Here is a 15218-nt window from a genome sequence, read left to right on the forward strand (position 1 = left end):
TAATAATAAATAGAATTGAACTATTTGATGGAAGGTGAGAGCATGCGTTTACTTGTAGTAGAAGATAATGCTTCGTTATTAGAGTCTATCGTACAAATTTTGCGTGATGAATTTGAAGTAGATACGGCAATAAATGGAGAAGATGGATTGTTTTTAGCGCTTCAAAATATATATGATGCAATTTTGCTGGATGTGATGATGCCAGGGATGGACGGATTTGAAGTGATTCAAAAAATACGTGATGAAAAGATTGAAACACCAGTCCTGTTTTTGACAGCGAGAGATTCTTTAGAAGATCGGGTGAAGGGATTGGACTTTGGTGGAGATGACTATATCGTTAAGCCATTTCAGGCCCCTGAATTAAAAGCGAGAATTCGCGCTTTACTACGCAGAAGTGGTAGTTTAACAACGCAGCAAACGATTCGTTATAAAGGGATTGAATTGTTCGGAAAAGATAAAGACGTTCAAGTAGATGGAAAAAGTATTAAGTTGACATTGAAACAATATGAGCTACTAGAGTACCTCATTCAAAATAGCGGGAAGATTTTAATGCGTGAACAAATTTTTGATCGTGTTTGGGGATTTGATTCAGATACGACAGTAGCGATTGTAGAAGTGTATGTGCATCATTTACGTAAAAAATTAGAACCATTCAGTTATCAGAAAGATATTCAAACCGTTCGAGGTATTGGATATATATTAAAAGAACAATGAAAAAGGGAAGTATGTTTCAAAAGACACGCATTCGTTTGACTATAGTGAATTCATTAGTATTTATCCTATTAATAGGTATATTAGGTAGTATTATTTATTCATACACATATAAGCGTATTTATAATGAAGTGGATCAATCTATAAAAATGATGGCTCAGTATAGAGAAAAATTAGATGTTAAAATACCACCAAGAAAACGCATGGAGAATATCCAAATTGGAGATCCGCGAGTAACTAGAATAACTTGGAATGGAAAAATAGTGAAAATAGAGGGCGATAACCGTAAATTCCGTTCTATTTTTGAAGAGAATTTGGAAAAGTTTTCTCCAAAAAATTTAGAGGAGTTACAAGATATTGAAGTACAAGGACGATATTTTAGAGTATTTTCGCTTCAAAAAGATGGAGAAATAGTTCAAATCGTGCGAGATATAACAGCGGAAGAAAGAATGTTAAATACTTTATTTTTAATCCTTGTTATAGGTTGTAGCATAGGAAGCCTCTGTGCGATAGGTATCGGCTTTTTCCTAGCTGGTAGAGCACTCGTACCTATTCAAAATTCATGGGAGAAACAGCAGCAATTCGTTTCTGATGCATCACATGAACTCAGGACACCACTTGCAGTTATTCAATCAAAAACGGATGTTTTATTCCAGTCACCATCCGCTACGATAGAAGAAAAAGCGATGGATATTTCTACAATTTCAAAAGAATGTAGGCGGTTATCGAAACTCGTTAGTAATTTATTATTGCTAGCACGTTCTGATTCTAATCAAATTGAGATGGATAAGAAAACATTTGAACTTGATAAATTGTTAGAAGAAATAGTAGCTCCATATAAGGAGATTGCTTCTTATCAAGAAAAAGAAATGATGCTAAAAGTAGAACGTGGTGTATCTTTTATGGGGGATAGAGAGCGGATTCATCAAATGATGGTCATACTGTTAGATAATGCGATGAAGTATACAAACGAAGGCGGGCATATTCAAATTGATTGCACGCAAACGAGTAGTGCAATTCGTATACAGGTGAAGGATAACGGGATAGGAGTGAAAGAAGAAGATATTCCGAAATTATTTGATCGTTTTTATCAAGGGGATAAAGCAAGAAGTACGTCAGAAGGAGCTGGATTAGGTCTTTCAATCGCAAATTGGATTGTAGAAAAGCATTATGGAAAAATATCAGTAGAGAGCAAATGGGGAGATGGAACTTGCTTTGAAGTGATATTCCCTAAAAATCAAAGAATATAAGTAAGAAGACGATCTTGTTTTTACAAGGTCGTCTTTTTTTAAGATAAAGTTAAGAAACTATTTATATTATGTATGGCATAAAGAAAGTTCGTTACATGAAGAAGAGACTAGGTGTATGTGAGTGAGTTTTATCAATCATAATGTTATCTCAAGCAGCGATGAGATGTATGTATAGTATTAAAAAAATTATGGGAATGATGGAAAAGAAAGTGTAAGAGGGAGGAATTAATTTTGAAAAAGAAAATGATGACGGTATTCACTATTGGAGTAATGAGTTTAAGCATATTAGGGGGTGCCTCTCCTTCTGAAACATCAAAAGGAAAGACAGATTACACACAGCGCAGTAAAGAACAATTAAACAATGGAAAGATACATGCGGTGAATACAGAAGAAAAAGCGGAGAAACTAGGTATTGAAACGGAAGGAAAAGAACAAATTACGCTAGAAAAAGAAATTCATGAAACAGAAGTAGGAAGAGAAGCAGAGCAGTTAGGCATCTCGATTGAAGGAAAAGATGTTGGAACTCTGTCTGAAGAAATCTATGAAACAAAAGTGAAGCAAGAAGCCTTAAAGCTAGGCATATCGATAGAGAATACATCAATTGTAGATTTAATTAATCAAATTAATACGATTAAAATTAAAAATGAAGCGGATAAATTAGGTATTTCAACAAATGGAAAAGAAATCGAAGACATTGCGGAAGAAATCTACGGAACGAAAGTAAGAGAAGAAGCAGGGAAGTTAGACATTTCGCAAAAAGGGAAGGAAATCGAAGAGTTAGCACAAGAAGTGTACGAACAAAAAGTACAGGAAGAAGCAAAAAAATATCATATTGATTTGTATGGTAAAGATATATATCAAGTGTTAAGAGAAATTAATGAACAAAAGGTGCTACAATTGGCAGATGAGCTTAATATGGACAAAGCGAACATGAATATTCAAGAGCTAACAGAAAAAATAAAAAAAAATCAACCTGAGAGAGAAAAAGAACTAAATTTTGTACCAGTGATTCGAACGGATGCTGACGCATTTTATTCTTATTTAACGAACTAAAAAGGGCGTGAGAGTGATACGGAGGTTTAAGTGGTATATATGTATAGCATTACTAGCTATAGCTGTATGGAGTGTATATACAAATGGAATTACAAAGTATGTGGAGAAGTTGACATTCTTCAATATACAAAATGGAAAAGAACCGGAATTTAGTAATAATGATGAAAAGGCCATTTTATCAGGTGTACCATTAATTCAGCAACTACCAGAGCTAGATAGAGGCTGTGAAGTGACAAGCTTAGCGATGATGTTACAATACGCTGGTGTTTCAGTAGATAAGATGACGTTAGCAAATGAAATAAAAAAAGTTAATTTTATAGAAGATGGTGTGCGCGGGAATCCGAATGAAGGATTTGTAGGTAATATTTATACATTCTCTGAATCAGGATACGGTGTATATCATGGGCCACTTTTTCAGTTAGCGGAAAAATATTTACCTAATAAAGCTGTAGACTTAACAGGGAAGAATATAGAAGAAATTTATAAGAGTGTAAAAGCAGGGCAACCTGTAGTCATGATCACAAATGCAACATTTGCACCATTAGATGAAGATGAATTTACTACATGGGAAACAAATAGTGGAGATGTTTCTATTACGTATAATGAACATTGTGTTGTACTTATTGGGTATGATCAGGAATCTGTATATATTCGAGATCCACTTGAGGATAGCTTAGATGTAAAAGTACCGAGAGAAACCTTTGAACAGGCATGGGTACAAATGGGAAGTCAGGCGATTAGTTATGTAAAGAGCGCTAAATAAATTAGGACGAAGATTTTTAGTAATATGACTATAAGGTGAAGGATAAACATTTGAGGATTATAAGAGAAGTTCTATAGAGTAGACGCTGTTAAGAAATAAGAGAACTTTAGCATATATAATGCTAAAGTTCTCTTATTTTTATGATTAAAATACGTATAAGGAATGAATATGCAAAAATGCATAATTGAAGAAAAAATTACATTTTATCATTATATATTGTTTTATACATGTTAATTGTATAAAATGACACAAGTATCCACATTACATAAAGGAGGCTTATTATGCAAAAAATATTTAACTGGGTTAAATGTATGAGTATCAATAAAAAATTAATCATTTCATTTTTTATTATTTTAACTATACCAGGAATTATTATCGGTGGTGTTTCATATCAAACTGCCAAAACAAATTTTGAACATCAAATGACAGATAAAGCAAAGGAGAATATTTCGATTTTAAATACTGTTATTTCTCAAAATATAGAAGAGAAATTTGTTGATGCGACGTACTTTGCAGACATCTTAACAGAGGATACATATCCAAATGGACAAGAAGAAATAGTAAGAACTAAGTTAGCACAATATATAAAGCTTCATCCAGAAGTAGAAGGTATTTATATTGGAACAGAGACGGGAAAGTTTATAAGAGAACCATTTATCCAAATGGCTGATGGGTATAATCCAACAGATAGATCTTGGTATAAAGAAGCACATGAAAATAAAGGGAAAGTAATTGTTACTGCGCCATATCAGTCAGCATCTACAAAAAATATGGTAGTGACAATTGCGAAAGAAGTAAAAGATGGTAAAGGTGTTATAGGAATTAATTTAAACTTAGATAACATCTTAAAAATTTCCAAAATGATTAACATTGGTGAAAAAGGTTATGCAGTTATTTTAGATCAAAATAAGCAAATTGTTAGTCATCCATCTAGAAAACCAGGTGCAAAAGTTACTGATCCTTGGATTAAACCAATTTATGAAGATAAACAAGGAAATGTGTCTTATACAGAACGAGATGATAAAAAGAATTTAATCTTTGCAACAAATGAGAAAACGGGCTGGAAAGTAGTTGGCGTTATGTTCGATGAAGAAATTACCCAAGCTGCCAGTCCAGTGTTTTATAAGACTTTGATTGTCATTGCTATTGCTATTGCATTTGGTAGTGTATTAATTTATTTCATTACAAAGTCTATTACAAGGCCATTACGAAAAATAGCTGAATCGGCATATAAAATTAGTAACGGAGATTTAACAGAGAAAATTACAATCCATTCCAAGGATGACATAGGAAAATTAGGGAATTCATTTAATGAAATGTCTACGTCTTTACAAGATGTTATTACCCAAATTAGCTTTTCAGCAGAACATGTTGCAGCATCGGCAGAAGAGTTAACAGCAAGCGTACAGCAAGCAAATGATGCGACAGACCAAATTACAATTGCAATGGAACAAGTATCAGGTGGGGCCGAATCACAAAGTCAAGGTGTTGAAGAAGGTGCGGCTACATTGCAACAAGTAAATACAGCAATTCAAGATGTAACTGGAAGTGCAGAGTCAATTTCTATTTCCTCATTACATGCGCGAGAAAGAGCTGAAGAGGGAGAAGATTTAGTTGAACAAACCGCAAAACAAATGCAGTCTATTTCTAAATCAGTATCCGAGTCAGATGCTATTATTAAACTTCTTGATGAGAAATCAAAGCAGGTAGGAGCTATTTCTGAAGCAATTCAAAACATCGCTACTCAAACGAACTTATTAGCTTTGAATGCGGCTATTGAAGCAGCAAGAGCAGGTGAACAGGGACGAGGATTTGCTATTGTAGCAGATGAGGTTAGAAAATTAGCAGAGCAATCAGGAGAGTCATCTGGAGAGATTGCAAATTTAATCGCAGAAATTAAGGCGGATATTGAACATACTGTTAAGGCAATGGATAATGTGAATGGAGAAGTTCAACAAGGCCTTGATGTTGTAACAAAAACGAAAGTAAGTTTTACGGAAATTTTAAGTTCTACTACACACATTGTTTCTCAAGTTAATCAAATGGTAGAAACAACGAAGAGAATTGCTGGAGATGCAAATGAAGTGACAAATGCTATTGATGAAATTGCAGCTGCAGCAGAAGAAAATACAGCTAGTATGCAAAGTGTTGCAGCTTCAACAGAAGAACAGGTTAATTCCATGGAGGAAATTAGTTCAGCTTCGCAAAACTTAGCTGAGATGGCCGAAGAACTACAAGCGATGACTAGTAAATTTAAAGTATAATAACAGCAGATAAGTAAGGTGAAAATAATATCACCTTACTTATTTTTCTATTCAGCAATTAGGGGAGTCATTAACGGGATGAAAAAAAGAAAAAGACTATGGAATTTATGGAAAACGATTACATTGTTAGTTTGTACAGTTGTAATTTTCTCTTTACTTGTGACAGATATATTAATTAGTCATAATGTAGAACGGACGACGGAGGATAGCCAAGCAGAGAAGGCAAAAACAATTGCACACATTGTGGCGAATGATTCGATTGTAATTGATGGTTTGGTTGGGAAAGCAGATACCTCTGCAATCCAAACGTATACAAATAGGATATTAAAAAACACAGGTGTTCAATTTATTGTAGTTATGGACATGGATGGAATAAGAAAATCTCATCCAGATCCTCAAAAAATAGGTCATCATTTTATTGGCGGGGATGAAGGGCCTGTATTGAAAGGAAAGGAACATGTATCGTTAGCAGAAGGAACTTTAGGTATTTCCATGCGAGTGTTTGTACCAATATTTTCTGAAACGGGTGAACAACTTGGAGCGGTGGCTGTTGGTATTTCAGCAGATAATGTAAAAGAGAGAGTTAAGGAAAGTAGACATATCATTTATATTGGTGTCGGAGTTGGTGTATTAGTCGGAATTATAGGAGCAATATTGCTAGCTAGACATATAAAGAAAAGTTTATTCGGTCTTGAGCCGCACAGGATAGCAAAAATTCTTGAAGAAAGAAATACGATGCTACAATCTGTAAAGGAAGGTATTATTGCTGTAGATAAAGAGGCTAGAGTAACGTTAATTAATAATGAAGCGAAACGTCTATTTAAAAAGAGCGGACTTGAAGAAGATTTTATCGGTAAAGATGTTGAGTTGTATATGCCAAATTCACGTATAAAAGAAGTATTGCAAACGGGAGAAGTACAATTAAACGAAGAACAAAATATTTACGGAATTACGATTGTGACGAATCGAGTTCCTTTATATGTAAAAGGAGAAATAGTTGGTGCAATTGCAACATTTCGTGATAAAACAGAGATTAGAAAACTAGCAGAGGAACTAACTGGTATTAGACTATATGCAGAAGCATTACGGGCACAATCTCATGAGTTTATGAATAAGATGCATGTCGTATTAGGGCTTACACATATGAAACAGTATGAAGAATTACAGAAGTATATAAGCGGCATGGTATCAGAGCATCAATATGAAATTGGTGGAGTTATGAAAAGAATAAAAAGTCCAGTATTTGCTGGTTTTTTACTAGGTAAGCTCAGTTATGCTAGAGAGAAAAATATAAAATTAATTATAAGTGAAGATTCTTATATGCCGGAAATAGATGATGAAAGTATTGCTCATGAACTTATTACGATTGTCGGAAATTTAATTAATAATGCATTAGAGGCAGTTACGAATTGTGAAAAGAAGCAAGTTGAAGTTAAGATACAACATGGGGATATATTAACTATTACAGTACAAGATACGGGAAAAGGTATACAAGAAAAAGAAATAGAGGAATTATTTACGAAAGGTTATTCCACAAAGGGAGATAACCGCGGTTATGGTTTGTATCTTGTAAGAGAAAGTATACAGCGAATAAATGGGGAAATTCATATTCATTCATTAGTAGGAAAGGGAACAACGATAACAATTGAAATACCTAAAGGTAGGGATGAGAGGCAAATATGATTAAAGTTTTAATTGTAGAAGATGACCCGATGGTAGCAATGTTAAATACGCATTATTTAGAGCAAGTAGGAGGGTTTGAGCTTGTTCAAGCAGTTAATTCAGTAAAGTCGGCGATAGAAATATTAGAGAAATCACGAGTAGATTTAGTATTACTTGATATTTTTATGCCTGAAGAGACTGGTTTTGAGCTTTTAATGTATATCCGGAACCAAGAAAAAGAAATCGATATTATAATGATTTCAGCTGTACATGATATGGGAAGTATTAAAAAAGCATTACAATATGGCGTAGTAGATTATTTAATTAAACCATTTACATTTGAACGATTTAAAGAGGCATTAACTATATATCGAGAAAAACTTACTTTCATGAAAGAACAACAAAAAATTAGTCAATCGGAATTAGATTCGTTAATTTTACAAAAAGAAAAAAGGGAGCCTACTGTCACGAAAGAGCTTCCGAAAGGGTTAACGAAGCAAACATTGCAATTAATTTGGCAGAAGATCGAGTCGTTGAATGGAAGGGTGTTTACAACAGATGAAATGGCACAATTAGTTGGAATTTCAAGAGTTTCTATTCGAAAATATGTAATGTTTTTGACTGACATTGGGGTGTTAGAAAACGAAATGATGTACCAACATGTGGGAAGACCTGTAAGTAAATTAAGATGTGTTGATCAAAAGAAAATAGAGTTTTACGTATAAGCGACTTAGTATAAGTCGCTTATACTTTTTTTAATTACAAAATCAATTACAAAACTTACAAAAACTATTTTTACTATTGAAAGCGTTTTAATATTGTTATTAAGAAAACGAGGGGGTGCCATATGGGAATTCAAAAGAATGTGGAAGCGGTATCATTTTCTGAAGGAAATGAAGTACAAAGAGAATCTTTCGCTTCTAAAATTATGAATGTAAAAATCGGTGTTATACCTTTACCGTTATATGTAGTATTGGCTGCTATTATTTATGGGGCATCTGTATATAATAAATTGCCAGCAGATATGATTGGTGGATTTGCAGTTATTATGATCATGGGGATTTTCTTAGGCGATATTGGGATGAGAATTCCAATTTTAAAAAATATCGGCGGTCCAGCAATACTTTCGTTATTTATTCCATCATTACTTGTATTTTTTAACTGGATGAATCCAGCTTCAATGGAAGCTGCGACTATGTTAATGAAAAAATCGAACTTTTTATATTTATATATTTCTTGTTTAGTAGTCGGAAGTATTTTAGGAATGAACCGTAAAGTGTTAGTACAAGGTTTCGTTCGCATGTTTATTCCTTTAGTAGTAGGGACGTTAGCTTCTGTAGCAGTAGGGTTATTGGTCGGTTCATTATTTGGATTTGAAATGAAGCACACATTCTTCTTTATCATCGTACCAATTGTGAGTGGTGGTATCGGGGAAGGGATTTTACCATTGTCGCTAGCTTATAGTGATATTTTAAATGAATCGTCAGCAACGTTTGTATCACAGCTTATTCCAGCAGCTATTATTGGAAATATGTTCGCAATTGTAAGTGCAGGGTATATGAAGCGTTTAGGTGAGAAGAAACCGGAGCTTAGTGGTAACGGTGTATTAGTGAAAACAGACAATCAAGCAGAATTATTAAAAGAACAAAATACAGAGAAGCCAATTGACTTCTCATTAATGGGAGCAGGTTTATTAATTGCGTGTACGTTCTTCATCTTCGGAGGATTTGCTTCTAAGTTCATCGGTATTCCTGGGGCAATCATTATGATTTTCTCAGCAGCACTTGTGAAATACTTTAAATTAATGCCAGCAAAAATGGAGCAAGGAGCATTCCATTTATATAAATTTATTTCGAAGAATTTAACTTGGCCTTTAATGGTTGGATTAGGATTGCTATATATTCCGTTAAAAGACGTAGCAGCAGTTCTTTCAGTAGGATATGTTGTTGTGTGCGCATCGGTTGTTCTTACAATGGTAGCATCAGGTTTTCTTGTAGGGAAAGTGATGAAAATGTATCCAGTAGAATCGGCGATTGTAACTGGATGTCATAGCGGTTTAGGCGGAACTGGAGATGTTGCTATTTTATCGGCTTCAAATCGTATGGAATTAATGCCGTTCGCGCAAATTTCAACTCGTTTAGGCGGGGCGGCAATGGTTGTAACGGCGACAATATTATTAAAAATGTTTTCATGATCAAACAAGCTAGCTATATTCATATAGCTAGCTTGTCAAATTAAGGGGAGATTATAAGTATGTTAGCAAATCAAATTAATGAAAGATCATTGTTATTGCATAAAGAATTAGTAGGGAAAATTGAAATTACAAGTAAAGTGGAGGTAAATTCAGCGGATGATTTAAGCCTGACGTATACACCAGGTGTAGCGGAGTCTTGTAAGGCAATTGCGGCAGATGAAGAAACAGTGTATGACTATACAGCACGTGGCAATATGGTGGCAGTTGTTTCAGATGGAACAGCGGTACTCGGTTTAGGAAACATTGGACCGAAAGCGGCTATGCCTGTTATGGAAGGAAAAAGTATTTTGTTTAAGAAGTTTGCGAATGTAGATGCTTTCCCATTATGTTTAGGCACAACGGATGTAGATGAAATCGTTACCCTTGTAAAAAATTTAGAGCCTACATTTGCAGGGATTAATTTAGAAGATATTGCAGCACCGCGTTGTTTTGAAATTGAAAAACGATTAAAAGAAGAAACGAATATTCCTGTATTCCATGATGATCAACATGGAACAGCTATTGTCGTTTTAGCAGCTGTTATTAATGCATTAAAAGTTGTTAGCAAACAAATGGATAATGTGAAAATCGTTATTAACGGTGCGGGTTCGGCAGGAATTGCAATTGGAAAATTATTATTAAAGGCTGGTGCAAAGCACATTACGCTAGTTAGCCTAGAAGGTATTGTTTGTGAAGGTGAAACATGGATGAACGAAGCACAAATTGAAGTTTCAAAAAAGACAAATCGTGAACATGTGCGTGGAACGTTAAAAGAAGCGATTCACCAAGCTGATATTTTTATTGGCGTATCTGCTCCTAACGTATTAACGAAAGAACTTGTACAGACGATGAATGAGAAAGCAATTGTGTTTGCAATGGCGAATCCAATTCCAGAAATCTTCCCTGAGGATGCATTAGAGGCTGGGGCAGCTGTAGTAGGAACTGGGCGCTCGGATTATGCGAATCAAGTAAATAATGTATTGGTGTTTCCCGGAATATTCCGCGGTGCGTTAGATGTGCGCGCAACTGATATTACAGAAGAGATGAAATTAGCGGCAGCATATGGGATCGCTAACATCATTACTGACGAAGAACGTAATGCGAATTATGTAATCCCGAATCCATTAGATAAAAGAGTTGTTCCAAGTGTTGCAGAAGCAGTAGCGAAAGCAGCTATTGATTCAGGCGTGGCGCAAATTACGAAAATACCAAGTTATTAATAGCTAAAAGCAGTGCCTAAAAGGCACTGCTTTTTTGAGATAAGAAATCAAAATAATGAAGAAGTGTAGAATTATTTATGTTTCTTCACTATTTATTTAATTCCATTGCAACTTGTTTACCATTCACTAAAACCTCAGTTACTGCTACGATCACTTCTATCATTTTTTTCATCTCTCCTCTTTTCATTTCTTACTTTAAGTATAAGAGAAGAGAGATAATTCAACTATCGAAGTACATGACGTAGAAATTACATTGTTGTAAGAAAGTGGTTTATTTTTGTCACTTTACTCAGCAGTGATTATAAACTGATCATAATATTTTTCATTCACATATATATTTAATAACCATAATCCAGATGAAGGTAGTGACATAGCGAGAGGGAGTTCGTTTGTAGTAGAATCGATTGTATTTGAAGTAGTCCAAGTTTGTTTGGAAGTTTCTTTTTGAAAGAGTACTGGTGTTGGAGTTACAGATCCTTGTTTTAGCGCAATAATAGACAATTTTCCAGTTGGCATCTTAGAATCTAGAAAGTGCCACATTATTTCATTTTGTTCATTTGCGATAATGGGACTATCAGCCATTGCGACTTTACCTTCGATGCCTTTTAAAGGCATTTTTCCTTCTACGAAAGAAGGTGTTTCTTCCCAATTTACATCTTTTAAAACACTAAGATGAAAGAAGGAAGGTGCGTTCACTTGATTGGATGACGTTGCGACAGCTTCAGTTTTAGATGCTTTTGAATCAGGTTGTGCTGGTGTGCATCCAGTGATGAGGAAGGAGAGAAGTAGCATAGTTCCGATTTTTTTCATGGTGCCACACTCCTAGTTTTTATTGTTAGTGTAATTGTATTTGCTAGAAGGCGGGACAATTCCTTTAAAGTATAAAAAGAGGTCGTAAGTTTTGTACGACCTCTTTTGACATTTTTTATCCCGTAAAATCCCGATTGGTGTAGGTTAATAATCAGTGGGAGATAGCCCCACTAATTAAAGTTTCACTTTATACTTGTTCAGTTGTATAGGTTGGTTCGGTTTCTTTTTGAGGCATCGTCAAAAAAATAACGGACAGAACGATACATACGCCGCCTAATAATTGATATGTTCCAAAAGATTCATTTAGCCAAGTAATTGAAACGATGGCAGCTACAAGGGGTTCAATGCTAGATAAAATGCTTGTTTCTGTTGCTGCTAAATATTTAAGACTACCGATATATAGAAGGAAAGAAAGGGTACCACTAATAATGATAAGAATAAGCATAGAAAAAGTTTTTAGTGTAAGGGTTTGTGAAAAGTGATTCCACCCGAATGAACGATTATAAATAAGTAGTGCAATTCCTCCGATTAACATCCCCCAACCAATTACTACAGTTGTCCCGCATTCTTTAATGAGAGAAGCCGGATGAAGGGTATAAAATGCAAATCCAATTGCTGTTAATAGTCCAAAAATAATAGCTTCTTTAGATAAAACAACATTTTCAATTGAGCCATTTGTAATAATAAAGTATGTTCCTATTAGCGCGGCTATAATTGCGAATAGTTGCATGGAAGCAGGGAATTTTCTTTGTTCAAATGCAACATACATGGTTATAAGAACAGGACCTAGAAATTGAAATAGTGTTGCTGTGACCGCGTTACTAATATGAACTGTTTCGATAAAGGCGTATTGCGCACCAAGCATGCCGAGAATAGAAAAAATAATAAGTTGTATAGAATATCTAGGGTGTTTCCAAATTTGAAATATGTTTTGTTTCTTTATAAGTAAGAAAGACAAAATAAATATTCCTGCAAGCAACAATCGAATTGTTAAAAAATCAATTGAGGATACATTAGTATGTTGAAATAGCCACTGAATCATTGGACCAGATAATCCCCATAATGTAGCCCCTGTAATAATCATAATGAGTCCGATACGTCTACCATTGTTCATTATTATGTTTCTCCTCTCCGGTATTTGATTTTTTATGTGTGACATGATAAAAGGAATTATATATAAAATCTGGTACTGCAAAAAGTATCAGATTTTAGTTTTATTAAGGGGTCAGATATTATGTTAGAATTAACGCCTAATTTAAATATGAATAGTAAAAAGGCATTGTATGTGCAATTGTATGAGTATATAAAAAAAGAGATTAAAGATGGATCGATTGTCCCTTTTACGAAATTACCGGCTAAGCGAAAGTTAGCGATACATTTACAAGTAAGTAAAAATACAGTAGAGGCAGCGTACGAACAATTACTTGCAGAAGGTTATATTGAGTCGATATCGAGAAAAGGTTATTTTGTATGCAAGATTGAGCAAATGGTTCATGTAGAGGCTAGTGGAGAGAGAATAGAAGAAGTACTGTTTCAGGAGAAGAGTTATAAATTTGACTTTACACAAACAGGAATTGATACGAATGCTTTTCCATTCAATATGTATCGGAAAATTGTAAATGAAGTATGGCAGCCACATAATAACGAACTTCTCTTTCTAGGACACCCTCAAGGGGAAGCGAGCTTAAGAGAAGAGATTACGAATTATTTGTATGAATCTAGAGGTGTACGTTGTTCAGCTAGTCAAATTGTATTAGGAGCGGGAACACAAATATTAGTGAAACTATTGTTTCAGTTGTTAAAGGGAAGCAATTATGCAGTTGAAAACCCAGGGTATCATAGGAAGATGGTTGTTTTTGAACAGGGAGAAGCAAGAGTCAAAATGTTATCTTTAGATAGAGATGGAATTTGTATTGCAGATTTAGAAAATAGCGATGCAAATGTTGTATTTGTAACTCCCTCTCATCAATTCCCATATGGAATGATTATGCCTATTACGAGAAGGACGCAGCTTTTACAATGGGCGAAGAAAGAAGAGAGCAGGTATATTATTGAAGATGATTATGATAGTGAATTTCGCTATTCTGGAAAGCCTATACCGGCGCTGCAAGGGTTAGATACAGAGGGGAAAGTTATTTATATGGGGACGCTATCTAAAGCATTATTGCCATCGCTACGGATGAGCTATATGGTGTTGCCGAAGAAATTAATTAAAAAGTATCAACAGCAATATTTATTTTATACACAAAGTGTTTCAAGAATAGATCAAGAAGTGATTAGAAGATTTTTAAATGAAGGATATTGGGAAAAACATATTCATAAAATGCGTGTTGTCTACCGAAAGAAGAGAGATCGACTTGTTTTTGAAATAGAGAAGTATTTCTCTAATCGTGTTGAAGTGATAGGAGAAGATTCGGGATTACACATTTTATTAAAAGTGTATAATGGAATGCGGGAAGAAGAATTAATTCAAGAAGCTGCGAAACATAGTATCAAAATATATCCTGTGTCTACGTACTATAAAGACGGTACGGCGCCTGAGAATGTAGTTTTACTTGGGTTTGCGATATTATCAGAGGAAGAAATTGCGAAAGCGATTCAATTATTACACACGGCATGGTTTACAAGAAAGTAAAAAACATCCTCCAAACATGAGGATGTTTTTTATTATTTATTTTCATCTAAGAATAAGACCATATGCTCTTCGTCCCAATATTGTCCGTTATATTTTAATGAACGTTCTTGTACACCGAATGTTTTAAAACCTAATGATTCATAAAGTTTTTTCGCTCCATCGTTGCCAACAACAACATCAAGCATAACTTGTTCTACTTCTAAAGATTTAGCAAGCTCAAGACATTCTTTAATAAGTGCTTTTCCTGCTCCAAGTCCGCGCGCTTTTGGAGATACATATACAGAACCGATTTTAGCTTTATGTTCTTGTTTTACATATGGTTTCGTTTCCAGTGTTGCAACCCCGATTAATTTTCCATCTTTAAATGCACCTAGCGTATAGTTTTCATCTTGTGCTAATTTTTGTGCTTTATATTCAATCGCACACTCTTTATTAATAATATCTTCATAAGAAGAGCTGAATGCTTCAGGGTTTTGCTTTAATCCTTCTACGCGAAGTTCTAAGTAAATTTCTGCTTCGTCTTTTGTTAATACATGGATATCCAATTATATCACCCTCCAAATCTTTGCAAATGTACCTTTATTTTATATTGAAATAAGAATAATTTCAAAAGCTTA

General features: G+C 34.5%; 13 protein-coding genes and 1 pseudogene. 11 read left to right on the forward strand and 3 right to left on the reverse strand.

Features of this window, described 5'->3' with window-relative positions:
- Positions 1–42 precede the first annotated feature (42 nt).
- The 10 genes and pseudogenes from ACW0JX_RS03020 to ACW0JX_RS03065 all read left to right on the forward strand — a co-directional run bounded on the left by ACW0JX_RS03020 (position 43) and on the right by ACW0JX_RS03065 (position 11156).
- Positions 43–714: a response regulator transcription factor gene (locus tag ACW0JX_RS03020; RefSeq protein WP_064532092.1), complete on the forward strand. Its 672-nt coding sequence runs from the start codon at positions 43–45 to the stop codon at positions 712–714.
- Entirely contained in the window at positions 711–1961 is a 1251-nt protein-coding gene (locus ACW0JX_RS03025) for a sensor histidine kinase (protein ID WP_095691439.1), read from the forward strand. The genes ACW0JX_RS03020 and ACW0JX_RS03025 overlap by 4 nt, the downstream gene beginning before the upstream one ends.
- A 231-nt stretch (positions 1962–2192) precedes the next feature.
- Positions 2193–3014 (forward strand): transporter, encoded by an 822-nt coding sequence (locus ACW0JX_RS03030; RefSeq protein ID WP_089170389.1) that lies wholly within the window; start codon positions 2193–2195, stop codon positions 3012–3014.
- 13 nt (positions 3015–3027) lie between these two features.
- The gene (locus tag ACW0JX_RS03035; RefSeq protein WP_372587753.1) at positions 3028–3777 is read left to right on the forward strand and encodes a C39 family peptidase; all 750 of its coding nucleotides are present in this window, start codon (positions 3028–3030) and stop codon (positions 3775–3777) included.
- Positions 3778–4199: 422 nt separating this feature from the next.
- Positions 4200–5102: pseudogene (locus tag ACW0JX_RS03040) on the forward strand (cache domain-containing protein); the annotation flags it as partial.
- 120 nt (positions 5103–5222) lie between these two features.
- Positions 5223–6041, forward strand: coding sequence for a methyl-accepting chemotaxis protein (locus ACW0JX_RS03045; protein ID WP_438285312.1), 819 nt, complete (start codon positions 5223–5225; stop codon positions 6039–6041).
- 78 nt (positions 6042–6119) lie between these two features.
- On the forward strand, positions 6120–7724 hold the full coding sequence (locus ACW0JX_RS03050) for a sensor histidine kinase (RefSeq protein WP_098127427.1): 1605 nt from the start codon (positions 6120–6122) through the stop codon (positions 7722–7724).
- A complete protein-coding gene (locus ACW0JX_RS03055; protein ID WP_000598666.1) occupies positions 7721–8428 on the forward strand; it encodes a response regulator in 708 nt (235 codons plus the stop codon). Before ACW0JX_RS03050 ends, ACW0JX_RS03055 begins: the two co-directional genes overlap by 4 nt.
- A gap of 122 nt (positions 8429–8550) precedes the next feature.
- A complete protein-coding gene (locus ACW0JX_RS03060) occupies positions 8551–9897 on the forward strand; it encodes a 2-hydroxycarboxylate transporter family protein (RefSeq protein WP_000512722.1) in 1347 nt (448 codons plus the stop codon).
- Between the two features lie 59 nt (positions 9898–9956).
- Positions 9957–11156, forward strand: a complete 1200-nt coding sequence (locus ACW0JX_RS03065) for an NAD(P)-dependent malic enzyme (protein WP_459245339.1) — start codon at positions 9957–9959, stop codon at positions 11154–11156.
- 285 nt (positions 11157–11441) lie between these two features.
- Here the strand turns inward: ACW0JX_RS03065 and ACW0JX_RS03070 are convergent, their stop codons facing one another.
- Both ACW0JX_RS03070 and ACW0JX_RS03075 read right to left on the reverse strand, forming a co-directional pair.
- Entirely contained in the window at positions 11442–11966 is a 525-nt protein-coding gene (locus tag ACW0JX_RS03070; RefSeq protein ID WP_089170390.1) for a DUF4871 domain-containing protein, read from the reverse strand.
- Between the two features lie 187 nt (positions 11967–12153).
- Entirely contained in the window at positions 12154–13080 is a 927-nt protein-coding gene (locus ACW0JX_RS03075) for a DMT family transporter (protein WP_001059057.1), read from the reverse strand.
- 120 nt (positions 13081–13200) lie between these two features.
- Between ACW0JX_RS03075 and pdxR the strand changes: the two genes are divergently transcribed.
- Positions 13201–14601 carry a MocR-like pyridoxine biosynthesis transcription factor PdxR gene (pdxR, locus tag ACW0JX_RS03080; RefSeq protein ID WP_459245340.1) on the forward strand — a complete coding sequence of 467 codons (1401 nt, stop codon included), beginning with the start codon at positions 13201–13203 and terminating at the stop codon, positions 14599–14601.
- Between the two features lie 32 nt (positions 14602–14633).
- Here the strand turns inward: pdxR and ACW0JX_RS03085 are convergent, their stop codons facing one another.
- Positions 14634–15146: a GNAT family N-acetyltransferase gene (locus tag ACW0JX_RS03085; protein WP_000351212.1), complete on the reverse strand. Its 513-nt coding sequence runs from the start codon at positions 15144–15146 to the stop codon at positions 14634–14636.
- Positions 15147–15218 lie beyond the last annotated feature (72 nt).

Source organism: Bacillus sp. C-3-6, from assembly GCF_054509685.1.